Source organism: Pantoea sp. X-Soil-ISGK-421 (assembly GCF_059730785.1).
This window is the reverse complement of record NZ_AP035979.1, coordinates 1,758,697-1,783,482: the sequence shown is the minus strand read 5'-3', so window position 1 is coordinate 1,783,482 and position 24,786 is coordinate 1,758,697. Positions and strand designations below refer to the sequence as shown.

Sequence of the window (24,786 nt, the reverse complement as noted above, 5' to 3'; positions counted from 1 at the left end):
GCACATCGCCGTTGGGTTAATGTTTCGCAGCATTCAGTTCTGCTAAACCCAGCCAGGTTTCGACCACGGTATCCGGATTGAGCGACAAACTATCAATGCCCTGCTCCATCAGCCATGCCGCAAAGTCCTGATGATCCGACGGGCCCTGCCCACAAATGCCGACGTATTTACCCTGCTTCTTCGCCGCTTTGATCGCCATCGACAACAGCGCTTTTACGGCATCATTACGCTCATCAAACAGCGCGGACACCACGCCCGAGTCACGATCAAGGCCCAACGCTAGCTGCGTCATGTCATTAGAACCAATTGAGAAGCCATCGAAGTGCTCGAGGAACTGCTCAGCCAGCAAGGCGTTAGAAGGGATCTCACACATCATGATCACTTTCAAACCGTTTTCGCCACGCTTCAGGCCATTTTTCGCTAATTCGGCTACCACCGCTTCGGCTTGATCGACGGTACGCACGAACGGAATCATGATCTCAACGTTGGTCAGTCCCATCTCATTACGCACCCGTTTCACTGCTTCACACTCCAGCTTGAAGCAGTCGCGGAAGTTGTCAGCGACATAACGACCCGCGCCACGGAAACCAAGCATCGGATTCTCTTCTTCCGGCTCATAACGCTCGCCGCCGACCAGATTGGCGTATTCATTAGTTTTGAAATCCGAGAGACGCACAATCACACGCTTCGGCGCAAACGCGGCGCCCAGCGTGGCGATCCCTTCAGTCAAACGGCCGATGTAAAACTCAATCGGGTCATCAAAGCCTTTCATCATTTGACGAATCTGTTGCTGCAACTCTGGCGTTTGCTGATCAAATTCCAGCAGCGCTTTCGGATGCACGCCAATCATGCGGTTAATGATGAACTCAAGACGCGCCAAACCCACGCCTTCGTTTGGCAAGCAGGCGAAATCGAAAGCACGATCCGGATTACCGATGTTCATCATAATTTTCAGCGGCAGATCCGGCATGGTATCGACCTGCGAACTGGTGACGTCAAAGTCCAGCAGTTCATCATAGACATAACCGGTATCGCCTTCGGCGCAGGAAACCGTCACTTTGTGGCCATCCTTCAGGTGATCGGTCGCATCGCCACAACCCACCACCGCTGGAATGCCCAGTTCACGCGCGATGATCGCCGCATGGCAGGTACGACCGCCGCGATTGGTTACGATTGCCGAGGCTTTCTTCATGATCGGTTCCCAGTCAGGATCGGTCATGTCGGTCACCAGCACATCGCCTTTTTCAATGCGGTGCATTTCACTGATGTCATGGATGACTTTGACTTCACCGGCTCCGATGCGATGACCAATGGCCCGGCCCTCGACCACCACTTTCCCTTTACCCTGCAGCGTGTAGCGTTCCATCACCTGACCATTGGAACGCACCGTTTCCGGACGCGCCTGCACGATAAACAGTTTGCCGGTGTGGCCATCTTTCGCCCACTCAATGTCCATCGGGCGTTTGTAGTGCTGTTCAATCAGCACCGCTTGTCGCGCCAGCGCTTGTACTTCGTCATCGGTTAAACTGAAGCGATCGCGCTGTTCCTGCTCGACATCTTCAATCCGCACCTGCTCGCCATGTTCTTGCGAATCCGCGTAAACCATGCGCAGCTTTTTCGAGCCCATGGTGCGGCGCACAATCGCCGGACGATTGGCTGCCAGCGTGGGTTTATGCACGTAAAATTCGTCGGGGTTGACCGCGCCCTGCACCACCATTTCACCCAAACCGAAGGCTGAGGTGATAAACACCACTTGATCAAAGCCCGATTCCGTATCAATGGTAAACATCACGCCTGACGAAGCGAGATCCGAGCGCACCATGCGCTGAATACCGGCCGAGAGCGCGACGCCGCGATGATCGTAGCCCTGATGCACCCGGTAAGAGATGGCACGATCGTTAAATAAGGATGCATAAACGTGCTTCACCGCGATGATCACCGCGTTATAGCCCTGCACGTTCAGGAAAGTCTCCTGCTGACCCGCAAACGAGGCATCGGGCATATCCTCGGCGGTCGCTGACGATCGCACCGCAAAGGAGGCCTCATCATCATCAGCAGAGAGTTGTTCGTAAGCGCTGCGAATCGCCGCTTCCAGCTCAGGCTGGAAAGGCGTATCGATCACCCATTGACGAATTTGTTTGCCCGCTTGCGCGAGTTCTGCAACATCATCAACATCCGTTTTATCCAGCAAATCATAAATACGCTGGTTCAGTCCGCTTTGATCGAGAAACAGATTAAATGCGTAAGATGTGGTCGCATACCCGTTTGGAACGGAAACGCCCAGCGACGACAAATTAGTAATCATTTCTCCGAGGGAAGCATTCTTGCCTCCCACCCGATCAACATCATGCATGCCAAGCTGGTTGTACCAGAGCACTAGCGACTGTTGGTCTTGATTGGACATTGAGATTATCCTTTTAAATGATGTGAATACACATGGAACATTTTGCTGTTCGCCAAACCAGCCTGGCACAACCCATTAATAAAGACTAAGTGTTGAATCGTTAAAGCAGGAAAAGAATGACAAAATAGGATTAGTACTTAGAATTAATTGAGTTGCGCAACCGCGTTATTTCACGCTAATGGATTGCCACAACGATATTTTTCCCTTTTTCAGAGGGTTAGCGATTGATTTTTGTTGCGCAACGCCTTCAAACTTTATTTCATGCGCGAAAAGGAAAATGCGCGAAAATATCGCTTTTCGAAACAGCATTTCATATTAAATTGTTTATTCGCTGATTCAGCTTTGTGAGCACAATAGCAGACAATATGGATATTTCATTTTACTATTATTTAAAATGAAATATTGTTATCGATTATTTGGGCATTGGTACGCAAGAGGATATTTCGCACTATGAACACTGAACGAAGCGTATTCTATATTTCTGATGGCACCGCGATTACCGCCGAAGTGCTCGGGCATGCGGTACTGTCGCAGTTTCCCGTGATGATCCATAGCGTGACGCTGCCGTTTGTAGAAAATGTGCAGCGTGCCCAAGCCGTTAAGGCACAGATTAACGCGTTGTATCAGCAGAGCGGCGTACGCCCAGTGGTGTTTTTTTCCATCGTCACGCCCGATGTCCGCGAAATTATTTTGGAGAGTGAAGGCTTTTGTCAGGACATCGTACAGGCGCTGGTGGCACCGTTGCAGAGTGAGTTGGGTGTGGCCTCGATGCCGGTGGCACACCGCACGCACGGTTTAACCGCCAGCAACCTCGGCAAATATGACGCGCGTATTGCGGCCATCGATTACACCTTAGCGCATGACGACGGCATTTCCCTGCGCGGCCTGGAAGATGCGCAGGTGATTTTGCTCGGCGTATCCCGCTGCGGTAAAACGCCCACCAGCCTCTACCTGGCGATGCAGTTTGGCGTACGTGCCGCCAACTATCCCTTCATCGCCGATGATATGGATAACCTAAAGCTCCCGCCGGCGCTGCGTGCGCATCAACATAAACTTTTTGGTCTAACCATCGATCCGGAACGTTTGGCTGCAATTCGTCAGGAGCGTGCCGAAAATACCCGCTATGCCTCGCTGCGCCAGTGCCGACTTGAAGTGGGCGAAGTGGAAGCACTGTTCCGTACTAACCAGATTCGTTACCTCAACAGTACCAATTATTCAGTAGAAGAGATCGCCACTAAAATTCTCGATATCATGGGCCTGAGTCGTAGCATGTATTGATCTCACATTCTGTAGCGGCGCGATTATCGCGCAATACATTGCGCCGCTACTATGCATACGCGGTTTGACGGCCCTTTTTGCACCTATATCACGATCGTAAAGCCTGGCTTCCGTCTGCTGTGATGACCTTTGTTTTTAGCAGGTTGAATTCGCAGGCTATTAGTTTATTGTGACCACCATCACTTCCCGGTATTTCACCGTTGCGAAGAACAAATTTTGAGAATCCCAATGAACAAGACTGATGAACTGCGTACTGCGCGCATCGGTAGCCTGCTGACTCCGGCTACGCTGGCTCATGAACACCCTATTTCGGCAGAGATTGCTGCTAACGTCACCGCTTCTCGCCAACGCATTGCGCGCATCCTGACCGGTGAGGATCCGCGTCTACTGGTGATTATTGGCCCTTGCTCGCTGCACGACCCAAAAGCCGCCATTGACTATGCTGAACGTCTGAACGTACTGCGTGAGCGCCATAAAGATCGTCTGGAAATCGTGATGCGCGCCTATTTCGAAAAACCGCGCACCGTGATTGGCTGGAAAGGCCTGATCTCCGATCCCGATCTGGATGGCAGCTACGATGTGAACCGCGGTATCGCTATCGCCCGAAAATTGTTGCTCGATATCAACGCGCTGGGCATGCCAACGGCCACCGAATTCCTCGATATGGTGATCGGCCAGTTTATTGCCGACCTGATCAGCTGGGGCGCGATTGGTGCGCGCACCACCGAAAGCCAGATTCACCGTGAAATGGCTTCCGCGCTCTCCTGCCCGGTCGGTTTTAAAAACGGCACCGACGGTAATGTGCAGATCGCCGTGGATGCGATTCGCGCCGCACGCGCCAGTCACATGTTCCTGTCACCGGATAAAAACGGCCAAATGACCATTTATCAAACCAGCGGCAATCCGCATGGTCACGTGATCCTGCGCGGCGGCCGTCAACCGAACTATCACGCCTCAGATGTGGCGGCAGCCGCCGCCAATTTACGTGACTTTAATTTGCCTGAGCAGTTGGTGATCGACTTTAGCCACGGCAACTGTTTGAAGCAGCATGGTCGTCAGCGTGATGTTGCTGATGACGTGGCCGCACAAATCCGTGCGGGATCGCGGGCGGTGGCCGGCGTAATGATTGAGAGTTTCCTGCAGGAAGGGAATCAAAAAGTAGTGAGCGGTGAAGCGCTGACGTATGGCCAGTCGATCACCGATCCGTGCCTCGGCTGGGAAGACAGCGCCGAGGTGCTGGCGAAACTGGCTGCCGCAGTCGACAGCCGTTTTTAGTATCGCTTAGCTGGAACAACTCACTTCCAGCGTTTTGCCCCACTCCGGTGGCCGTTGGCGCAACTCCGCGCTGACGGCCGCATCGCTAAACGGCTGCTGTAATGCACAATGCAGCGTTTCCAATGCGGTTATCTCACCGTTTTCCACCTCTTCAATCACCTGCTGTGCCAGATAATTGCGTAATACTAGCGCCGGATTGGCCGCCTTCATCACCGCCTGACGCTGCGCATCGCTGGCCTCATCTTGCAACAAGCGTTGGCGATAGTCGCTGTACCAGCGATCAAAGGCGTCGCGATCGATAAACTCATCGCGTAACGGCGAACGGGTTTCCTGCTGCTGCGTCTCGCTCAGCATGCGGAAGGTCAGCGTGTAGTCACTGTGTTCCGCCGTCATCATCGACAACAAGCCGGTCAGCAGCGTGTTGTCGTTGGCATCTGCCGTCAGCAAGCCAAGTTTGGCGCGCATTTTCTCGCCCCAAACGCGCATCAGCGCGTTTTCATAATGGCCGAGCGCCTGTTTGAGTTGCTCGGTGGTCATCAGACCCGACAAAGCATGTGCCAGACGATTGAGGTTCCACAGACCAATCATCGGCTGATTTTCGAAGGCGTAGCGGCCCTGATAATCACTGTGATTGCAGATGTAATTCGGCTGATAGTCGTCGAGAAAACCGTATGGGCCGTAATCCAACGTTAAGCCAAGAATCGACATGTTATCGGTATTCATTACGCCGTGGGCAAAGCCCACGCTTTGCCAATGGGCGATCAGGCTGGCGGTGCGCTTGACGATATCGGTGAACCACAGCACGTAGCGATCGGCCTCGTCTTTAAGCTGCGGCCAGTGATGGCGTATAGCGTAATCCGCCAACAGGCGCACTTTGTCTTGTTCACCGCCGTAATAGAAATGCTCAAAATGGCCGAAACGCAGATGGCTGTCTGCGATGCGCATTAACATCGCGCCGCGCTCCTGCGTTTCGCGCAGCACTGGCTCATCGCCAATGGCTAACGCCAGCGCGCGCGTGGTCGGAATGCCAAGATGATGTAGCGCTTCGGAAGCGAGAAATTCTCGCACGCTGGAGCGGATTACCGCGCGGCCATCGCCCATACGCGAATAAGGCGTCAAACCTGCCCCTTTTAAGTGCCAGTCGAGCTTACGACCATTCGCCAGCTGCTGTTCGCCGAGCAGGAGGCCGCGTCCGTCACCCAGTTGTCCTGCCCAGACGCCAAACTGATGACCACTGTAAACCTGCGCCAGCGGCGACATGCCCGGCAACAATCCGCGTCCTGACCACACATCGTGCCCGTTGCCTGCGAACAGCGCATCGTCTAAACCCATCTCCTGTGCCAGCGGCGCATTGTGATAAAACAGCCGTCCGCCCGCCAATGGGGTTGGGTCCAGCGCGGTGTAGAATCCGGGTAATTCTTGCTGCCAGCTATTAATAAATTGCATCGACACTCCTGAAGGTGCGCTTAAACAAGGCACCAGCATTGAGTTTTAAGATAAAGAAGAGTGTAACGCCGACACGGCGCGGAAGACAGGCGAAAGGATGACGGCTATGAAGGCGTGTGTAAATTCAGATCGGAATAGATCAGATCGTTCAAACGCTCGGCCTGTACCACCGGGAACAGGCTGCCTTGCAGTTGCGCACCGGTTAACGTAGCCATTTTTTCCATTATCTGATTATCGTCAATACCGCAAATAATGATCTGCTCTGCATACTCAGAGAAATTATTGATAACTGTCTGAATAAAAGGCGTAAACGATGCACGTTTGGCCAGCTCCTGAATAAAGCCTTTATCCAGTTTTAACACGCTGAACAGATTATCGTACACCGCCGTTGCTGGCGCCTTGCCTGCTCCAAATTGTGAAAGCGATAAGCGAAATTCGCGCTGCAATGCAGCTAACAACGGATGAGATTTACCCAACGATAATTGCGGAAACGTTTCGCTGATATCTAAAACAATAAAGGGAATTTGTCGGAATTTCCTTAGCAGAAATTCGCTGGCTAAAAGTGTATTAGCCATGGAATCATCAATACGAACCAAAGCGGTAATTTGATTAATCTCAAAAAAGTCGCGGTACTTTTCCAGCAATGAAAGCTGGCTCTGCAGCAAACGTAATTGCTGTGCATCGTCCAATTGCGGCAATAGCAAATCCTGCGGCAGCGTAATAGGTGCACTGTCGTGGACGAATTGCGTCACCAGCTCGACCGCAGTCAGCTGGCCCGCCAGAGAGTAAACTGGATAAAACCAGGTTTCCGACTGATAGTCGGCAGACAAATGGACTTTCATTGTTCAAGCCAGAAGTAATGGCAATTGGCGCATCGTATATCAACGAATACCACCAGGCAATAGGACCAAACGTTTGAAGAGGTGCCGTTTTAGGTCTTATTACGCCGATTTAAGCCGTAAATAATACTTAAGCCAAATAAGCCGGGGTTAATGTCCATACCCATTAAATAAATTTAGCTTTATTAATAGTATTAAATCGATGGCGGGTAAAGTGCCATTTTAAATGATAGTTAAATATCGGCACGATTCGGATTTAATTCAGGGTGAGATAACCTTTCTTTTCTCGCGTCTTTTATTCAGCGTAACCAGCGCTATTTAGATGCGACGGGCCTGCCAAAATACTTTTCGCCAGTAAACATTATCCAGCGAAGAGCGGATCACGCCTTGACTGGTCGAGGCGTGAATAAAGGTATTGTCCGTATCGTAAATACCCACGTGCAAACCGTTTTCTCCGCTGCCGGTTTTGAAGAACACCAGATCGCCAGGCAACAGATCGCCTTTGTCGATACGCGTACCAATGTCGGTTTGATCGCTGGTCGAGCGCGGCAACTGCATGTCGAACTTATCGCGGAAGGTAAGATAGACGAAGCCTGAACAATCAACGCCACCGCGGCTTAAACCACCGTAGCGATAAGGCGTGCCACGCCAGCGGCTCAGTTGATCGTTAAGTTGGGCTATCACGGTGATGGAATCAGACAGGCGACCATTAGGCGGCGGCGCATGATGGCTACAGCCCGCCAGCAACAGTGCCAGAATCAAAATTGTCAGTCGCATCAGCATTTTCCTTCCTCCCTCGCCCGGCAAACACTTTAGCGGCAAAGCGCCACGGCACGCAATCATCTCTCAGGGAATAAACAGCAGCGGACCTTGCGCGGTAGCGATTTGTTCAAACGGGGTTTGGTAAAGCGGTGTTAATTGCGCAGCGGTCAGCACCTCGCTGGCACGGCCCTGACGGACAACCGCGCCCTGATGCATTAACCACACGCGATCGGCATGGCGCAGGCTGTGATTAAGATCGTGCCCGCTGGCAACAATCGCCAGACCGCTGCAACAGAGTTCGGCCAGCAGCTTATCGACCGCACGTTGCTGCGCCACGTCCAATGCGCTCATGGGCTCATCCAGCAGCAGCAGTTTGCCGCGTGGATTGATCGCCGGATGAATCTGTAACACCACGGCAGCCAGCCGTATGCGTTGCCATTCGCCGCCGGAAAGCTGCGTAAGGCTGCGCGTCAGTTTATCCAGCAGGCCTAACTGAGTCAGGACGGCCTGTAAAACGCGGTCTGTTTCCGCCGCCTGTGCGGTGATATGCATGCGTAAGTAGTGCCAAACCGGCATTTGTCCCGGTGCCATCTGCTGCTGCGGCAACCAGCCGCGCAACTGGGCTAATGCCGCTCCGTTCAACGCAGTCAGCGGCGTGCCATCAAGCAGAATACTGCCTTGACTCGGCAGCAAACCCGATAGCACGTTGAGCAGCGTACTTTTGCCAGCACCGTTAGGCCCAACCAGATGCACTAACTCACCGGCAATGAGGCTAAGTTCAACGGGAGCCAATCGCCCTGCGACGTTGGCTCCCTGACACTGCAATACCATTTACTCGGCCAGCGCCTGCTCAACGCTTTTCAGAATGATGGGATCGTCCGGCGTCATGTCCGGAGAGAAGCGCGCAATCACTTTGCCCTGCTTGTTGATGAGGAATTTCTCGAAGTTCCAGAGGATATCGCCTGGTGCTTTCGGCGCGCGGCCTTTGCTCTCCATACGTTCCAGGAATCCGCTGCCCTCGGGACGTTGCGCGACCGGCTGCGCCGCCGTCAACTGGGCATATAAAGGATGACGATGCTCGCCGTTGACGTCAGTTTTATCGAACATCGGGAAAGTCACGCCATACGTGGTGCTGCAGAACGTTTTAATCTCTTCGTTGCTGCCCGGTTCCTGCTCAAGGAACTGGTTGCACGGGAAGCCGAGCACGCTGAAGTTCTTATCCTGCCAGGCTTTCTGCAGCGATTCTAACTGCTCATACTGTGCCGTCAGGCCGCATTTTGATGCCACATTCACTACCAGCAACACTTTTCCTTCATATTCCGCCAGCGTGGTTTTTTCGCCGTCTAACGTAACCAGTTCTGTTTGATAAATGCTCATAGTCGATTCCTGTTGTTGATAACAAGTTGCCAGCCAAAGCTAGCGCGAAGACTTCACTAATAACACGATAAACAGCGGCGCGCCGAGCGTGGCAGTGACCACACCAATCGGCAGTTCGGCGGAGGTGAGCACCAACCGGGCAATAATGTCTGCGCCAAGTAACACTGCTGCACCGGCCAATGCCGCAGCAGGCAACAAATAACGATGATCGCTGAAACCGCTAAGACGCAATAAGTGCGGGATAACCAGGCCGACAAATCCGATCGCGCCGGCCATTGCCACGCTTACGCCAACCAGCCATCCCATGGCTAGCACCAGCAGGTTACGCCATAGCAGCAGGGGTAATCCGAGCTGACGTGCCGAGGTTTCGCCCAGCGCCAGCAAATTTAGTGTGCGCGCGGTAGCAATCAGCAGCAGTGTTACCGGCAGCAGCGCCAGCATCATCCAGCCGTAACGCCAGTCGATACCGCTAAAGCCGCCCATCATCCAGTACATCAACTGGCGCAGATCGAGGCTGGTGCTAAAATACACCGCCCACGTCATGATGGCGCTACAGATAATGCCGAGTGCCACACCGGTTAATAGTAAGCGGCTAACCGAGAGTTGTTGGTGAGCGAAATGCAGCAAAATCAACGTGATCAGCAGCGCTCCGGCCATCGCCGCCAGTGCTAAGCTCCATAACGAACCGTTGCCGAGCATGACGCCTAACACCAAACCAATCCCCGCCCCGTTAGAAACACCGAGTAAGCCGGGTTCAGCCAATGGGTTGTTGAACAGCGCCTGCATCACAACGCCACACACCGCCAGGGCCGCGCCGACCAGCAACACCGCCAGCGTGCGCGGCATACGCAGTTGCCAGACGAACAGTTCGCCATCCGCCGAAAACCATTGTGGGGGTGAAATCCAACTGTCACCGGCACACAGGCTTAGTCCAATGAGCAGTAGCAGCAGCGCACTGAGTGCAATAAGCCAGCGCTGGCTGCGGCGATTTGCCTGATGAGCAAGCTGATCCAGCAGAGTCATAGATAAGATTGGCTGAGAAAACAGAGATTTGATTGTAGTGGGATTGCAGCAAAAAGAAAGCGGCGCTGTGGTGGCGCCGCTGGAGAAGCATTACTGATGTGGCGGAATCGGCTGACCGTGGTTATCACGCGTTTGCTGATTATCACGCTGGTCGTGATGCTGCGGCTGCGGTTGTCGCTGTGGCTGACGCTTGTCATCCCGGTGGGGCCCATTGCCCGGATGCTGCGCCTGCCAGCCGTTACCGTTCCAGTATCCGTGCGGACCTTTGGTGCCAATGCGCTGGTTATGATGCTGTTTCCACCATGTTGGCGCACGCCAGTCGTAACCATCCCAATAGTAGCCACGCTTATCCTGGTCGCCGATATGGATCGAAACGCCCGGCGTGTTGATGTTAACGGAAACATTGGCGCTAGCCAGCAGCGGCATACCTAACAGGATGCTTAATAAAAGTGCTGTCTTTTTCATCAGCTGAACCTCTTTTTATGTGATGGCGCTGTTATAGCAAAAGTGTTGACGCCGTCACTATCGGTGTGAGCCGATTTTCACCCTATTTTCCGGATACTTACGAAATCCTTACATCATGAATAAATCGTGTAGGACGGACAAATTCAAGGCAAAAAAAAGGCCGCTAAGCGGCCTTTTTGTCGTACTGAAATTAGTCAGCATCCTTGGGTGTCGCGTTCTCGACGCGACTTTTCAACTTCTGTCCCGGACGGAATGTCACCACTCGGCGCGCGGTGATAGGAATATCTTCCCCCGTCTTCGGGTTACGGCCCGGACGCTGGTTTTTGTCACGCAGATCAAAATTACCAAATCCGGACAGTTTTACCTGTTCTCCGTTTTCCAAAGCGCGGCGAACCTCTTCAAAAAAAAGTTCCACCAACTCTTTGGCATCGCGTTTGCTCAACCCGAGTTTTTCAAACAGGTACTCTGACATTTCAGCTTTTGTAAGCGCCATAGGTTCAATCCCTCAAGGTTGCCTGGAATCGCTCTTTTAATGCCGCAACACATTTGGAAACGGTCGCGGCAATCTCCTCTTCTTCGAGTGTCCGGCTGGTATCCTGCAAAATCAGGCTAATCGCTAGGCTCTTTTCGCCTTCGTTTACGCCCTTACCACGGTACACGTCAAACAAGTTTACGCCAACTACCTGATTTACGCCAACTTTCTTACACTCCGCAATGATATCTGCTGCAGGGACGTTTTCAGCCACTACAACAGCGATATCACGGCGGTTTGCCGGGAAGCGGGAAATCTCGCGCGCATCAGGCAGGACGCGGTCTGCGACCTTATTCCAAAGCAGTTCAAACACTAAGGTGCGACCGTTAAGATCCAGCTTACGTTCCAGCTCTGGATGAACCACCCCGATAAATCCGATTCGTTCGTCCTGTAAATAAATGGCGGCGCTTTGTCCTGGGTGCAGCGCCGGATTGGCTTCCGCACGGAAAGAAATCGCATCAAGTTTACCGGTCAATTCCAGCAGCGATTCTAAATCGCCTTTCAAATCATAGAAGTCAACTGTCTGACGCGCCAGATCCCAATGCTCTTCATAGCGATTGCCGCTTAATACGCCCGCTAGCATAAGATCCTGGCGGATACCCAGATCGGCCTGTGTATCAGGAACAAAGCGCAAACCGCTCTCAAACAGGCGTACACGGCCCTGCTGACGGTTTTGGTTATACACCACCGCGCCCAGCAAACCGGTCCACAGTGACAGGCGCATGGCCGACATATCACTGGATATTGGGCTTGGCAGGATCAGAGCCTCTTCGCCCGGATGCAGTAACTGCTGCAGTTTGGGATCGACGAAGCTATAGGTAATCGCTTCCTGATAACCTTTATCCACTAACAGATTTTTTGCCCGCTTCAGCGAAAGATTGGCTTCACGATGCTGTGTCATGATCAGACTGGCTTTCACCGGCACATCAGGAATGTTGTTGTAGCCGTATACGCGCGCCACTTCTTCCACCAGATCTTCTTCGATAGCCATATCGAAACGCCAGCTTGGTGCAACAGCTTGCCACTCGCCTGTGCCAACCGTCACTTCGCAACCGAGACGCGTCAGGATGTCCGTGACCTGATCGTCAGCAATCACGTGACCAATTAAACGGTCGAGTTTTTCACGGCGCAGCGTAATGGTCGCGCGTGGTGGTAGCGCACTCGCGTCAGTTTGATCAATCACCGGACCCGCATTGCCGCCACAGATGTCTAGCAATAGCTGCGTGGCACGTTCAATCGCTTTGTGCTGCAGTGCCGGATCAACGCCACGCTCGTAACGGTGCGATGCATCGGTATGCAGACCCTGGCGACGTGCACGACCGGTAATCGCTAGCGGATCAAAATAGGCACATTCGAACAGTACGTTTTGCGTCTCTTCATTCACGCCCGAATGCTCGCCACCGAAGATGCCACCCATCGCCAGCGCTTTATGGTGATCGGCGATCACCAGCGTGTCGCTGCTGAGTTTGGCTTCTGTGCCGTCCAGCAACGTCAGCACTTCGCCCTCTTCTGCCATACGCACCACGATACCGCCGTCGAGGCGATCGAGATCAAAGGCGTGCATTGGCTGGCCAAGTTCCAGCAGCACAAAGTTGGTGATATCGACCACAGGATCGATTGAACGAATGCCACAACGACGCAGCTTTTCACGCATCCACAGCGGCGTAGCGGCTTTGACATTGACGCCTTTCACCACACGGCCGAGATAGCGCGGACACGCTGCGGTGGCATCGACCCGAATTGGGAAAGTATCGGGGATGGTTGCATTGACCGGCTCAATGGCTGGCGCCGTCAACGGCAAACCATTCAGCACGGCGACATCGCGTGCAATCCCAATGATACCCAGACAATCGGCGCGATTTGGCGTGACGCTGATTTCGATGGTGTTGTCATCCAGCTGCAGATAGCTGCGGATGTCGGTACCAATCGGTGCATCAGCCGGCAGCTCGATAATGCCGCTGTGATCGTCGGAAATACCCAGCTCAGAGAAGGAGCAGAGCATGCCTTCAGAAGGCTCGCCGCGCAGTTTTGCCGCTTTGATTTTGAAATCGCCTGGCAGGACAGCGCCGACGGTCGCCACCGCCACTTTCAGACCCTGACGACAGTTGGGTGCGCCACATACGATATCCAACAGGCGATCGCCACCGACATTGATTTTAGTGACACGCAGTTTGTCAGCGTTCGGATGCTGACCACACTCAACCACTTCACCCACCACAACACCGTGGAAAGCGCCAGCAACGGGATCTACACCGTCCACTTCAAGGCCAGCCATGGTGATTTGCTCAGACAGCGCAGCGCTGTCCAGGGCTGGATTTACCCATTCGCGTAACCAGAGTTCACTGAATTTCATTGGATAACCTGCCCTTATTTAAATTGTTTGAGGAAACGTAAATCATTTTCGAAGAAGGCGCGCAGATCGGTCACACCGTAGCGCAGCATGGTGAGGCGCTCCATGCCCATGCCAAAAGCAAAGCCCGAATAGATTTCTGGATCGATGCCTACATTGCGCAATACGTTCGGATGCACCATGCCGCAGCCCAGCACTTCCAGCCACTTGCCGTTTTTACCCATCACATCCACTTCAGCAGACGGTTCGGTGAACGGGAAGTAAGAGGGACGGAAGCGTATCTGCAGGTTCTCTTCGAAGAAGTTGTTGAGGAAATCGTGCAGAGTGCCTTTCAGGTTGGTGAAGCTGATGTCTTTATCAACAATCAAACCTTCCATCTGATGGAACATCGGCGTGTGCGTCTGATCGTAGTCGTTACGATAAACGCGGCCTGGCGCGATGATGCGGATTGGCGGCTGCTGGTTTTTCATGGTGCGGATCTGTACGCCAGATGTCTGGGTACGCAGCAAACGCGTGGCATCAAACCAGAAGGTGTCATGATCGGCACGCGCCGGGTGATGGCCGGGAATGTTCAGGGCATCAAAGTTATGGTAATCGTCTTCGATTTCCGGACCGGTCACCACCGCAAAGCCCAGTTCGCCGAAGAAGTTTTCGATACGATCGATGGTGCGGGTTACCGGATGCAGACCGCCATTCTCAATGCGACGGCCAGGCAGCGAGACATCGATGGTTTCTGCAGCGAGACGTGCGTTCAGCTCAGCGCTTTCCAGCGTTTCTTTACGTGCGGTAAGACGATCCTGCACTTGCTGCTTCGCCTCATTGATCACCGCACCCGCTGCCGGACGCTCTTCTGCCGGCAGTTCACGCAGGGTGGTCATTTGCAGCGTCAAATGCCCTTTTTTACCCAGAAATTCGACGCGCACGGCGTCCAGAGCAGCGATATCCGCCGCCTCGTCAATGGCGGCCGTGGCACGCGCCACCAGATCTGCGAGTTGGGACATGATTTCCTCTTCTTCCAGCCGGGCTGGTCAGTTCTCGTTGGGATCAGATGATCCGATTAAGTGTCGCCAGAAACAAAAAAGCCTCCACGAGGGAGGCTTTTAGCGCGATTTTTCGTTTCTTTTCTTATGCGCAAAAGCCCCTGATGTTCAGGCGCTAAAGTAAAAAAAGAAACGGAAAATAGCAGCATTCATGCTTGCGTTACCTTGTCATATTTAGAAACCGCACTATTGAAATGCGCAGCGACCAAAATGTCAATCTTTTGCGTGAGTTGCGGGTAATAAAAAAGGGAGCAAGCTCCCTTTTTCAACTGACTTACGCCAGAGCTGATTTTGCTTTTTCAACAAGTGCAGTAAATGTCACTTTGTCGAATACAGCGATGTCAGCCAGAATCTTACGGTCGATTTCAATAGAGGCTTTTTTCAGGCCATTGATGAAACGGCTGTAAGAGATACCGTTCTGACGAGCCGCAGCGTTGATACGCGCGATCCACAGTTGACGGAACTGACGCTTACGTTGACGACGGTCACGGTAAGCATACTGACCAGCTTTGATAACAGCCTGGAAGGCAACGCGGTATACACGTGAACGTGCACCATAGTAGCCTTTAGCTTGTTTTAAGATTTTCTTGTGACGTGCGCGAGCAATTACACCACGTTTAACGCGAGCCATGTGAGCTCTCCTATATCATATTCTGTGATGCCCTATCCCCTGCTGGCCGAAGGCCGGTACGCAAAGTTATCAGGCAGATTTATAAAAAGTTTACTTATGCGTACGGCAGGCAGGCAATAACCAGACCCAGATCGCCTTTAGACACCATGCCTTTCGGACGCAGGTGACGTTTACGCTTAGTAGACTTTTTAGTCAGAATATGACGCAGGTTCGCGTGCTTACGCTTGAAGCCGCCAGAAGCGGTCTTCTTGAAGCGCTTAGCGGCGCCACGTACAGTTTTAATCTTTGGCATTTTTACAAATATCCACTTCGCATTGTTAATAAAATGAATCAGATAGGCGAATAAAAATCCGCACAACGCAAGCGTTGCGCGGCTTTATTACTTGAAGGCCTACTGTTTCTTCTTAGGAGCGAGCACCATGATCATCTGACGACCTTCGATCTTCGAAGGGAAGGATTCGACAATCGCCAAATCCATGTCTTCACACAGATCTTTACGGACGCGGTTAAGCACTTCCATACCGATCTGCTGGTGCGCCATCTCACGACCGCGGAAACGCAGCGTGATTTTGGCTTTATCGCCCTCTTCCAGAAAGCGAATCAGGTTGCGTAGTTTGACCTGATAGTCGCCATCATCGGTACCAGGACGGAATTTAATTTCCTTAACCTGGATAACTTTCTGCTTCTTCTTCTGTTCCTTAGAAGACTTGCTTTTTTCATAAAGGAACTTGCCGTAATCCATAATACGGCAAACCGGTGGTTCGGCGTTCGGGCTGATTTCAACTAAATCTACGCCAGCTTCTTCAGCTTTCTCAATGGCTTCACGCAGGGTGACAATGCCAAGTTGCTCACCTTCGAGGCCAGATAAGCGCACTTCGGTGGCTCGGATTTCGCCGTTGATACGGTTCGGACGTGTTGGTTGTACTCGTTTTCCGCCTTTAATAACCTTTTTCCTCTAATTGGTGAAGATGTCGGCTGCGAATCTCTTGTTGCAGCTTCTCAACAAACACATCTACGTCCATGCTCCCAAGGTCTTTACCACGGCGGGTGCGCACGGCAACTTTGCCTGCTTCCACCTCTTTGTCACCGCAAACCAGCATATAAGGGACGCGACGTAATGTGTGCTCGCGGATTTTAAAGCCTATCTTCTCGTTTCTCAAGTCTGCTTTGACACGAATGCCCGCATTCTGCAATTTCTTTGTCAATTCGCTGACATATTCTGCCTGACTGTCAGTGATATTCATCACCACAGCCTGCACTGGCGCCAACCAACTCGGGAAGAATCCAGCGAACTCTTCGGTCAGGATGCCGATAAAACGCTCCATTGAACCGAGAATTGCGCGGTGAATCATCACCGGTGTCTGGCGATCGTTGTTTTCGCCGACAAAAGTCGCATCCAGGCGCTTTGGCAGGGAGAAGTCTAGCTGAACGGTACCACACTGCCAGGCGCGGTCGAGACAATCGTACAGTGTAAACTCAATTTTAGGGCCGTAAAAGGCACCTTCTCCCGGCTGATATTCGAATGGAATGTCATTCTCTTTCAGCGCTTCTGCCAAATCGACTTCCGCACGATCCCACATTTCGTCGGTACCGATACGTTTTTCCGGACGGGTCGACAGTTTCACCACGATTTTTTCAAAACCGAAGGTGCTATACATGTCGTATACCATGCGAATACAGCTGTTCACCTCATCACGTACCTGATCTTCAGTACAGAAGACGTGAGCATCATCTTGGGTAAAGCCGCGTACGCGCATCAGACCATGCAAAGCACCCGATGGCTCATTACGATGGCAGCTACCAAACTCCGCCATACGCAGCGGCAGATCGCGGTAGGATTTCAGACCCTGATTAAAGATCTGAACGTGGCCTGGGCAGTTCATTGGCTTGATGCAATACTCACGGTTCTCCGAAGAGGTGGTGAACATCGCTTCTTTATAGTTCTCCCAGTGCCCGGTTTTTTCCCACAGCACGCGATCCATCATGAACGGACCTTTCACTTCCTGATAGTCGTACTCTTTCAGCTTGGTACGCACAAACACTTCCAGCTCGCGGAAGATGGTCCAGCCGTCATTATGCCAGAACACCATGCCAGGCGCTTCTTCCTGCATGTGGTAAAGATCAAGCTGCTTACCAATTTTACGGTGATCGCGCTTCGCCGCTTCTTCCAGACGCTGCAAATAGGCAGCCAGCTGCTTTTTATCCGCCCAGGCCGTACCGTAAATACGCTGCAGCATTTTGTTATCGCTGTTGCCGCGCCAGTAAGCCCCGGAGATTTTCTGCAGTTTGAAGTGATGGCAGAAACGCATATTCGGCACGTGCGGACCACGGCACATGTCGATGTATTCTTCATGGTGATACAGGCCAGGACGATCGTCGTGGCTGATGTTCTCGTCAAGAATGGTGGTTTTGTAGCTTTCGCCACGCTCAGCAAACACATCACGTGCTTCCTGCCAGCTCACCTTTTTCTTAACGACATCGTAATTGCTTTCAGCCAGCTGGTGCATACGCTTTTCCAGCAGCTCAAGATCTTCCTGGGTCAAGGTGTGTTCCAGGTCGACGTCATAATAGAAACCGTTATCAATCACCGGGCCGATAGCCATCTTGGTGTTTGGCCACAGTTGCTTGATTGCATGCCCTAACAGGTGCGCGCAAGAGTGACGAATGATTTCTAAACCGGCGTCGTCTTTGGCGGTAATAATGGCTACCTGAGCATCTTCGGTGATCGGATCAACGGCATCGACCAACTCGCCATTCACGCGACCCGCGATACAGGCTTTCGCCAAACCCGGTCCAATATCCAACGCAATATCCATCACGCTGACCGGACGGTCAAAGCTGCGCTGGCTGCCATCAGGAAGAGTAATTACTGGCATTTCATATCCTTAATTGCAGTGGTAAGCCACACGAAAGCCTACATGCAAAAATCAGTTTCGTAGTGTGTTACCTGGCGTGATGTCAGACCCACATTGTCGGAATGACGCCAGGAGTGTAAAGCGGCGATGATAATAGCAGCTTTCACCGCCGATCAAAACCCGTGCTGAGATTCGCTAAGCTAAAGAGAAATAAAAAAAACCGCTGCGAGGCACAGGCCTGGCAGCGGTGATCCCTATTCGGCTCGCTTACATTGAGTATGAGAGCTGGATAGTGGTTTTGGTATCAGTACGATCCGGCGCAGATTCTGGCGGATTGTTGTTCCAGGTCACGTTGTAACCCAGCTTCAGCGCGAAGTGCGCATTAATTGCCACCTGCAGCGCGGTTTCTGAGTTCAGCGTGGTGTCTTCACCGAAGCTGCTCAGCACGGAAACACCCTGGATAAATTTGGTGGTATCCGTCAGCTGCCACTGATAGCTCACCGCACCATAGCCGAGAGCTTTGGTTTCATGGCCGCCATCATGGAAATCGTCGTAACGCACACCCGGACCGACTTCAGCACGCAGTGAGTGAACAGGACCGTTGAGGAACTGGCGACCGTAACCAGCGGTCAATACGTCGCGGGAGTCATAACCGTTGAAACGGTCACTTAACCAGCTTGCCTGACCAAACAGGTAATCGGCGCTGTTGAGGTTATAACGGCTACGACCACCAATGTTGTAGGTCTCGGACGAACGCTCATCGTTAGAGGAGTTGTTCGAGGCGTTACCCCACAAGCTCCATGCAGTATTGGTTTGGTACCACGTCATGTTGGTAGCGGCACTCAGAGAAGAGCTGGTGGTGTTACCGGTTTGAGCCAGATAACCCGCTGACGCACTGCCTTCAAACGGTTTTTTTGCCGTAGAAGGATCATCCATGGAGGTGAAAACGGCGTTATCTGCAAATGCCTGGTGACAAAATGCTCCAGCAGAGAGCAATAAAACAGCGGACAGCTTGTTAAGGGCTTTCATTAAAAATAATCCGTACGACAGTTTAAAAAACGAAGAGTTTGAAGCGTTTCTCCGACCAAGCAATGCAATTTAGCGTAAGTTTTGTAAAAAAGCATGTACTCACAAAAAAAGCCAGGAAAGCCGCTGAAGCGCTCATTTAATGGGATTCTTCCCATTTCCGTTGCGCATTATAGGGGGCAAATAACCAAATAACAGCTTAAGGACAACAAGAAATATCCGAAGTGTAGCGCGGTAGATTGATGCGTCATTTCCCCCCAATAAACTGCTCGAAATTCGCTCAATCCTGCTTGCTGGTCTACGCTGAAATCTGTTCGATAACAATGAGGTGAATGATGAGCGACCATGATGTAAAACGTTACATTGTCACGCTGAAATACCAGGAGAACGGACTCGGCGACCTGCAGTCGGTTAATAGCGCCATGATTAATGGCGGATACAGCACAACGTTAACGGATGATGAAGGCCATCCGCATGAGCTTGGCACCAATAGCTTTGGCACGGTCAGCGCCTTAGAGGAGCATGAAGTCGCTGAACAAGCTGCGGGATTTGCCCAAATCGCCCTTGACCATAAACCTGAAGTGGCAGTGACAACGCTGGACGCGTTTCTGAAAAAACAATCCTGACACGTTGCAAAAAACGGCATCGAGGTCAAATTTGCTGAAGTTTTGCGCGTTACAATCGAACTCACGCAGCGAACCAAGAGGATTACCCGATGTGGTCAGCCATTAGTCGTCTGTTAAGCGAGTACGCCGGTGATGCCCAAATCACCGACCATCAGGAACTTCCCGGTGGCGATGTGCATCCCGCCTGGCGTATCCGGTATGGCGAGTTAGATGTGTTCGTCAAATGTAACACCCGCGACATGCTTACGTTGTTTAGCTGGGAAGCCGATCAACTTGATCTGCTGGCACGCACGCAAACCGTTCGCGTACCGAAGGTTTATGGCGTGGGCAACGATCGAGATACCAGCTTCTTGCTGCTCGAATATATTCCTCCCGAACCGTTTACCGAACAGAGTGCCTTTCAACTCGGTCAGCAATTAGCGCATCTGCACCAATGGAGTGAGCAACCGCAATTTGGTCTCGATTTCGACAACAACATCACCACCTCGCCACAGCCGAATAGTTGGTTACGCCGCTGGTCAGTGTTCTTTGCTGAACAGCGCATAGGTTGGCAGCTGCAACTGGCTGCTGAAAAAGGGGTGCATTACGGCGATACCGAGCTCATTGTCGATTGTGTGCAGCGCACGTTAGCCAACCATCATCCGCAACCTTCTTTATTACACGGTGATTTATGGCCCGCCAATTGTGCAGGCAGCGCAAACGGCCCGTGGCTGTTCGATCCTGCCTGCTATTGGGGTGACCGGGAATGTGATTTGGCGATGCTGAGTTATTATGCTGACCTGCCGCGCCAAATTACTGATGGCTATCACGCGGTTTGGCCCCTTGAAGACGGATTCTCACAACGTCAGCCGGTCTATCAGCTTTATTACCTGCTTAATCGCGCCAATGTTTTCGGCGGCAACTGGACGGGCGAAGCGCAGTTCGCTATCGGCCAGTTGTTAGATGAAGATGTGTTGGGAGAACGTCAGGCCAGACCGGCCTGACGCTTTACAGCATGCCGAGTAACTTCAGCACAAAGTAGCCGGCAATAGCGATAATGATTGGCAAAATATAGAGCGGGAAAATCTGCAAAAAAATGGTGTGGCGCGGGATATGGATCTTCTCTTCCAGCTGTGCACGTGTGCGCCCTTCACTGCCTTTGGTCTGTTCCAGAATCAATTGATCTTCAATCCCCTCTTTGATATGGCGTGACTGACGCCACATGCGTGCGCCCGAAGCCTGCAAAGCAATGCCCACGAAAATCAGAATGTAGATCAGCCAAAAGCCAATGTTCGCGCCACCATTAAATTCCGGCACCGGTGAGTTCTGCCAGAAAACATTCAGGAAAGGCGTATTGAACTTCACCATATCGACCATGACATGGACAAAATCCAGCATCACGGCATCAATGCCAGGCTGCTTTTCACTGTGCTTAAACATAAAACCCAGCAAAGAAATAATAGTGGATAACAATGCTGGTATAAAAATCACCCAGCCAGCCACTCGCTTGAGGATGGCGATGCGGCCAGCCTGTTGGTAAGTCATGGTGTCTCCCTGAACCGAAATAGTTTTGCCTAAGTCTACCTGCACTACTGCAAATTTTCCTGAAAAATGCGTGGCCTGCCACACATCGGCTTTCGACAGCACTCGTGATAAGGTAAGCCAAATTTTAAAGGGAGCTGTTGTATGTCATATCGTCGTCCCGTAATGGCCGCCATCTTTGATATGGACGGATTGTTAATCGACTCAGAACCGCTGTGGGATCGGGCGGAGTTAGATATTTTCGCCAGCCTGAATGTGGATATCTCTCGCCGTCATGAGCTACCGGATACTTTGGGTTTACGTATCGATCAAACCGTGCGCATGTGGTTTGAAGCGCTGCCGTGGAACGGTCCGGATCAGCAAGAAGTCACGAACCGCATTATTGCGCGTGCGCTGGCGCTGGTAGAAGATACGCGCCCGCTGCTGCCAGGCGTGGAACAGGCGTTACAATTATGCCAGCAACAGGGTTTGAAAATCGGTCTGGCATCCGCTTCGCCGCTGCACATGCTGGAGCGCGTTCTGGAGATGTTTGACCTGCGCAAATACTTTGATGTGCTGGCTTCGGCTGAAACCCTGCCATACAGTAAACCGCATCCGCAGGTCTATCTCGACGCCGCTGCCAAACTGGGCATCGATCCGCTTAACTGCGTGACGTTGGAAGACTCCTTTAACGGCATGATTGCCACCAAAGCCGCACGCATGCGTTCGATTGTGGTGCCGGCGCCCGATCATCGTGCTGATGCCCGCTGGGCATTAGCCAATGTAATTCTTGATGATTTAACCCAGCTCAAACCCGAGCATCTGCACGGTTAATCACAGCCCGCACAACGCGGGCTTTTTTATGCAACTTGATCGCACACGCAAATAAATAAAACATCGTTTCATTTTTATTGAATTACCATCTCATCCTGCCTAAGATGCCCAAAGACCCGCATCGGGACCACTTCCATTGACCCTTGAGAGGCCTGAGATGGACATTCGTCAAAGCATTCATAGCGAGCATGCCAAAACCCTGGATACCGACGGCTTACGCCGCGAGTTTTTGGTCGACAAAATTTTCGACGCCGACAATTACACCCTCACTTACAGCCATATCGATCGCATCATGATTGGCGGCGTGATGCCCGTGCAGAAAGCGGTAACCATCGGTCATGAGGTGGGCAAACAGCTGGGCGTCAGTTACTTCCTCGAACGCCGCGAACTCGGCGTGATTAACGTTGGCGGACCGGGTTTAATTGAAGTGGACGGCAATACCTGGGAGATAGGTAATCAGGAAGCGTTATATGTCGGGCAAGGCGCACAGAGCGTGATTTTCCGCAGCAGCGATGCCAGCCGTCCGGCGAAGTTTTACTACAACAGCGCGCCGGCACATACCCATTATCCGGACAAAAAAATCACCCTCGATGAGGCAGTAAAAGCCACGCTGGGTGATGCCGCCACCTCGAATCGTCGCACCATTAATAAATTCATCGTGCCCGACGTGTTACCAACCTGCCAGTTAACGATGGGGCTAACGCGCCTTGACGACGGCAATCTGTGGAACACCATGCCGTGCCACACCCACGAACGCCGCATGGAAGTCTACTTCTACTTTGATATGGCCGACGACAGTGCCGTGTTCCACATGATGGGCCAGCCGCAAGAGACGCGTCATTTATTAGTGCATAACGAACAAGCTGTAATTTCACCGAGTTGGTCAATTCACGCGGGCGTTGGAACACAGCGTTATACCTTTATCTGGGGCATGGTGGGCGAAAACCAGGTATTTGATGACATGGACCACGTCAGCATCAGCGCGCTGCGCTAACAAGGAGCGAATTATGATTCTTAACGCATTTAATCTTGATGGCAAAATCGCGCTGGTCACCGGCTGCAATACCGGGTTGGGGCAAGGCATGGCGCTAGGTCTGGCGCAGGCAGGTTGTGACATTATTGGCGTCAATCGCGCAGGACCAGATGATACGCAAGCGAAAGTTGAAGCATTAGGCCGCCGTTTTTGGGCGATTCAGGCGGATCTTACCAAACCCTCCATTGTGCCGCACATTGTTGAACAAGCGGTGGCACATGCCGGACGCATCGATATTCTGGTGAATAACGCCGGTATTATTCGCCGCGAAGATGCGCTCAACTTCAGCGAACAGGATTGGGACGATGTGATGAACATCAACAGTAAAAGCCTGTTCTTCCTGTCGCAGCAGGTCGCAAGGCAGTTTATTGCACAAGGCAACGGCGGCAAAATCATCAATATTGCCTCAATGCTCTCGTTCCAGGGGGGCATTCGCGTGCCTTCCTACACCGCATCAAAAAGTGCGGTAATGGGGTTAACGCGCCTGATGGCTAACGAATGGGCGAAGCACGGTATCAACGTCAACGCTATTGCACCAGGCTATATGGCCACCAACAATACGGAACAACTGCGCAGCGATGAATCACGCAACGAGGAAATTTTGGGCCGTATACCCTCAGGTCGCTGGGGCATCCCGGACGACATGATGGGCCCGGTTGTGTTCCTCGCCTCTGGCGCATCGGATTATGTGCAGGGTTATACTTTAGCGGTCGATGGCGGTTGGTTAGCGCGCTAACATAACCCATTCTTTTCCCGCGTCATTGTGACGCGGGAAAGTGAAAAATATTAACGCTTCGTTACAGCGTCACCATTCTCATTCACTGGATAAATCCCTATACTGGATGCATCGACAGTTTTATGCAGCCAGGTTTCATCATGACGGCCGAAGGCCATATCATTTTTGCCATTGCCAGCGCCATTTTTGCCAAGCGCGCGGAGCTGACGCCAGTGCTGGCCAGCGCCGATTGGTGGCATTTAGTCCCTGCTGCGCTGCTGACCTGCCTGCTACCCGATATCGATCACCCCAAGTCCGTTTTAGGCCAGCGATTGAGGTGGCTGTCGCACCCCATCGCCCGCGCCTTTGGTCACCGTGGTTTTACCCACAGTTTGCTGGCGGTCGCGGTAAGTTTGTGGCTATTCCAGATCAATGTACCCGCCGATTGGTTTCTTCCGGCCGATGTATTGCAAGGTATGACGCTTGGTTATCTTAGCCATATCGTCGCCGATATGTTAACGCCTGCAGGTGTGCCGCTGTTGTGGCCTTGTCGCTGGCGCTTTCGGTTGCCGATACTTAAAAGCCAGAAAGGTAACCAACTGGAGCGGGCACTTTGCCTGGCGCTGGTCGGGTATGCGTTGTGGTTCCCGCCCGGATTGCCCTCTTTTGGTGCCAATGGATGGCCGGAACAGCTCTTCAATACGCTACAAAATGGCGTCGGTCGGCTGGTTAATGGTCAAAACGGTCAATAACCAGCCGAATCAAGAGATAAAGT

The 24,786-nt window shown here is 52.3% G+C and carries 26 protein-coding genes and 1 other annotated feature; of the genes, 8 read left to right on the top strand and 18 right to left on the bottom strand.

The window, feature by feature from the left end; genetic code table 11:
- Positions 1–16 precede the first annotated feature (16 nt).
- Positions 17–2,404, bottom strand: a complete 2,388-nt coding sequence (ppsA, locus tag AC6I8K_RS08320) for a phosphoenolpyruvate synthase (RefSeq protein WP_497826511.1) — start codon at positions 2,402–2,404, stop codon at positions 17–19.
- Between the two features lie 450 nt (positions 2,405–2,854).
- Between ppsA and ppsR the strand changes: the two genes are divergently transcribed.
- Together ppsR and AC6I8K_RS08310 are read left to right on the top strand one after the other, a co-directional pair.
- A complete protein-coding gene (ppsR, locus tag AC6I8K_RS08315) occupies positions 2,855–3,682 on the top strand; it encodes a posphoenolpyruvate synthetase regulatory kinase/phosphorylase PpsR (protein WP_064741034.1) in 828 nt (275 codons plus the stop codon).
- 228 nt (positions 3,683–3,910) lie between these two features.
- On the top strand, positions 3,911–4,957 hold the full coding sequence (locus AC6I8K_RS08310; protein WP_064741033.1) for a 3-deoxy-7-phosphoheptulonate synthase: 1,047 nt from the start codon (positions 3,911–3,913) through the stop codon (positions 4,955–4,957).
- Positions 4,958–4,963: 6 nt separating this feature from the next.
- Here AC6I8K_RS08310 and AC6I8K_RS08305 read toward each other — a convergent pair whose 3' ends face one another.
- From AC6I8K_RS08305 to AC6I8K_RS08230, 16 genes are all read right to left on the bottom strand, one after another.
- Positions 4,964–6,403: a protein adenylyltransferase SelO gene (locus AC6I8K_RS08305; RefSeq protein ID WP_483817262.1), complete on the bottom strand. Its 1,440-nt coding sequence runs from the start codon at positions 6,401–6,403 to the stop codon at positions 4,964–4,966.
- A gap of 104 nt (positions 6,404–6,507) precedes the next feature.
- Complete coding sequence (locus AC6I8K_RS08300; RefSeq protein ID WP_064741031.1) at positions 6,508–7,245, bottom strand: EAL domain-containing protein; 738 nt, start codon at positions 7,243–7,245, stop codon at positions 6,508–6,510.
- 315 nt (positions 7,246–7,560) lie between these two features.
- Entirely contained in the window at positions 7,561–8,019 is a 459-nt protein-coding gene (locus tag AC6I8K_RS08295; RefSeq protein WP_064741220.1) for an NlpC/P60 family protein, read from the bottom strand.
- Between the two features lie 69 nt (positions 8,020–8,088).
- Positions 8,089–8,835 (bottom strand): vitamin B12 ABC transporter ATP-binding protein BtuD, encoded by a 747-nt coding sequence (gene btuD, locus AC6I8K_RS08290; RefSeq protein ID WP_497826510.1) that lies wholly within the window; start codon positions 8,833–8,835, stop codon positions 8,089–8,091.
- The gene (locus tag AC6I8K_RS08285) at positions 8,836–9,381 is read right to left on the bottom strand and encodes a glutathione peroxidase (RefSeq protein WP_064741029.1); all 546 of its coding nucleotides are present in this window, start codon (positions 9,379–9,381) and stop codon (positions 8,836–8,838) included.
- A gap of 39 nt (positions 9,382–9,420) precedes the next feature.
- Positions 9,421–10,404: a vitamin B12 ABC transporter permease BtuC gene (gene btuC / locus AC6I8K_RS08280; RefSeq protein WP_483817260.1), complete on the bottom strand. Its 984-nt coding sequence runs from the start codon at positions 10,402–10,404 to the stop codon at positions 9,421–9,423.
- Between the two features lie 90 nt (positions 10,405–10,494).
- Positions 10,495–10,869 (bottom strand): DUF2502 domain-containing protein, encoded by a 375-nt coding sequence (locus AC6I8K_RS08275; protein ID WP_064741027.1) that lies wholly within the window; start codon positions 10,867–10,869, stop codon positions 10,495–10,497.
- A gap of 190 nt (positions 10,870–11,059) precedes the next feature.
- Positions 11,060–11,362 carry an integration host factor subunit alpha gene (ihfA, locus tag AC6I8K_RS08270; protein WP_007892687.1) on the bottom strand — a complete coding sequence of 101 codons (303 nt, stop codon included), beginning with the start codon at positions 11,360–11,362 and terminating at the stop codon, positions 11,060–11,062.
- Between the two features lie 4 nt (positions 11,363–11,366).
- Positions 11,367–13,754 (bottom strand): phenylalanine--tRNA ligase subunit beta, encoded by a 2,388-nt coding sequence (gene pheT / locus AC6I8K_RS08265; RefSeq protein ID WP_497826509.1) that lies wholly within the window; start codon positions 13,752–13,754, stop codon positions 11,367–11,369.
- A gap of 14 nt (positions 13,755–13,768) precedes the next feature.
- Complete coding sequence (gene pheS, locus AC6I8K_RS08260) at positions 13,769–14,752, bottom strand: phenylalanine--tRNA ligase subunit alpha (protein WP_483817257.1); 984 nt, start codon at positions 14,750–14,752, stop codon at positions 13,769–13,771.
- Between the two features lie 71 nt (positions 14,753–14,823).
- Positions 14,824–14,949 (bottom strand) — a sequence feature (Phe leader region).
- Positions 14,900–14,944, bottom strand: a complete 45-nt coding sequence (gene pheM, locus AC6I8K_RS08255; RefSeq protein ID WP_106120997.1) for a pheST operon leader peptide PheM — start codon at positions 14,942–14,944, stop codon at positions 14,900–14,902. It overlaps the preceding feature by 45 nt.
- A gap of 116 nt (positions 14,950–15,065) precedes the next feature.
- A complete protein-coding gene (gene rplT / locus AC6I8K_RS08250) occupies positions 15,066–15,422 on the bottom strand; it encodes a 50S ribosomal protein L20 (RefSeq protein ID WP_007892678.1) in 357 nt (118 codons plus the stop codon).
- A gap of 94 nt (positions 15,423–15,516) precedes the next feature.
- Entirely contained in the window at positions 15,517–15,714 is a 198-nt protein-coding gene (gene rpmI, locus AC6I8K_RS08245) for a 50S ribosomal protein L35 (RefSeq protein ID WP_004157374.1), read from the bottom strand.
- Positions 15,715–15,813: 99 nt separating this feature from the next.
- The gene (gene infC / locus AC6I8K_RS08240; RefSeq protein WP_064741024.1) at positions 15,814–16,365 is read right to left on the bottom strand and encodes a translation initiation factor IF-3; all 552 of its coding nucleotides are present in this window, start codon (positions 16,363–16,365) and stop codon (positions 15,814–15,816) included.
- Positions 16,361–18,298: a threonine--tRNA ligase gene (thrS, locus tag AC6I8K_RS08235; protein ID WP_064741023.1), complete on the bottom strand. Its 1,938-nt coding sequence runs from the start codon at positions 18,296–18,298 to the stop codon at positions 16,361–16,363. Before thrS ends, infC begins: the two co-directional genes overlap by 5 nt.
- A 246-nt stretch (positions 18,299–18,544) precedes the next feature.
- Entirely contained in the window at positions 18,545–19,306 is a 762-nt protein-coding gene (locus AC6I8K_RS08230) for a DUF481 domain-containing protein (protein ID WP_064741022.1), read from the bottom strand.
- A 332-nt stretch (positions 19,307–19,638) separates the two neighbouring features.
- On the opposite strand from AC6I8K_RS08230, the gene ghoS reads away from it, so the two are divergent.
- Together ghoS and AC6I8K_RS08220 are read left to right on the top strand one after the other, a co-directional pair.
- Positions 19,639–19,929, top strand: coding sequence for a type V toxin-antitoxin system endoribonuclease antitoxin GhoS (gene ghoS, locus AC6I8K_RS08225; protein WP_064741021.1), 291 nt, complete (start codon positions 19,639–19,641; stop codon positions 19,927–19,929).
- 89 nt (positions 19,930–20,018) lie between these two features.
- Positions 20,019–20,912: a fructosamine kinase family protein gene (locus AC6I8K_RS08220; protein WP_497826508.1), complete on the top strand. Its 894-nt coding sequence runs from the start codon at positions 20,019–20,021 to the stop codon at positions 20,910–20,912.
- Positions 20,913–20,916: 4 nt separating this feature from the next.
- Here the strand turns inward: AC6I8K_RS08220 and AC6I8K_RS08215 are convergent, their stop codons facing one another.
- Complete coding sequence (locus tag AC6I8K_RS08215; RefSeq protein ID WP_064741019.1) at positions 20,917–21,453, bottom strand: YniB family protein; 537 nt, start codon at positions 21,451–21,453, stop codon at positions 20,917–20,919.
- A 141-nt stretch (positions 21,454–21,594) separates the two neighbouring features.
- On the opposite strand from AC6I8K_RS08215, the gene hxpB reads away from it, so the two are divergent.
- The 4 genes from hxpB to AC6I8K_RS08195 all read left to right on the top strand — a co-directional run bounded on the left by hxpB (position 21,595) and on the right by AC6I8K_RS08195 (position 24,763).
- Positions 21,595–22,263 carry a hexitol phosphatase HxpB gene (gene hxpB / locus AC6I8K_RS08210; RefSeq protein ID WP_497826507.1) on the top strand — a complete coding sequence of 223 codons (669 nt, stop codon included), beginning with the start codon at positions 21,595–21,597 and terminating at the stop codon, positions 22,261–22,263.
- A gap of 157 nt (positions 22,264–22,420) precedes the next feature.
- The gene (gene kduI, locus AC6I8K_RS08205; protein WP_497826506.1) at positions 22,421–23,257 is read left to right on the top strand and encodes a 5-dehydro-4-deoxy-D-glucuronate isomerase; all 837 of its coding nucleotides are present in this window, start codon (positions 22,421–22,423) and stop codon (positions 23,255–23,257) included.
- Between the two features lie 13 nt (positions 23,258–23,270).
- Positions 23,271–24,032 carry a 2-dehydro-3-deoxy-D-gluconate 5-dehydrogenase KduD gene (gene kduD / locus AC6I8K_RS08200; protein WP_064741016.1) on the top strand — a complete coding sequence of 254 codons (762 nt, stop codon included), beginning with the start codon at positions 23,271–23,273 and terminating at the stop codon, positions 24,030–24,032.
- A 140-nt stretch (positions 24,033–24,172) separates the two neighbouring features.
- Complete coding sequence (locus AC6I8K_RS08195) at positions 24,173–24,763, top strand: metal-dependent hydrolase (protein WP_064741219.1); 591 nt, start codon at positions 24,173–24,175, stop codon at positions 24,761–24,763.
- Positions 24,764–24,786 lie beyond the last annotated feature (23 nt).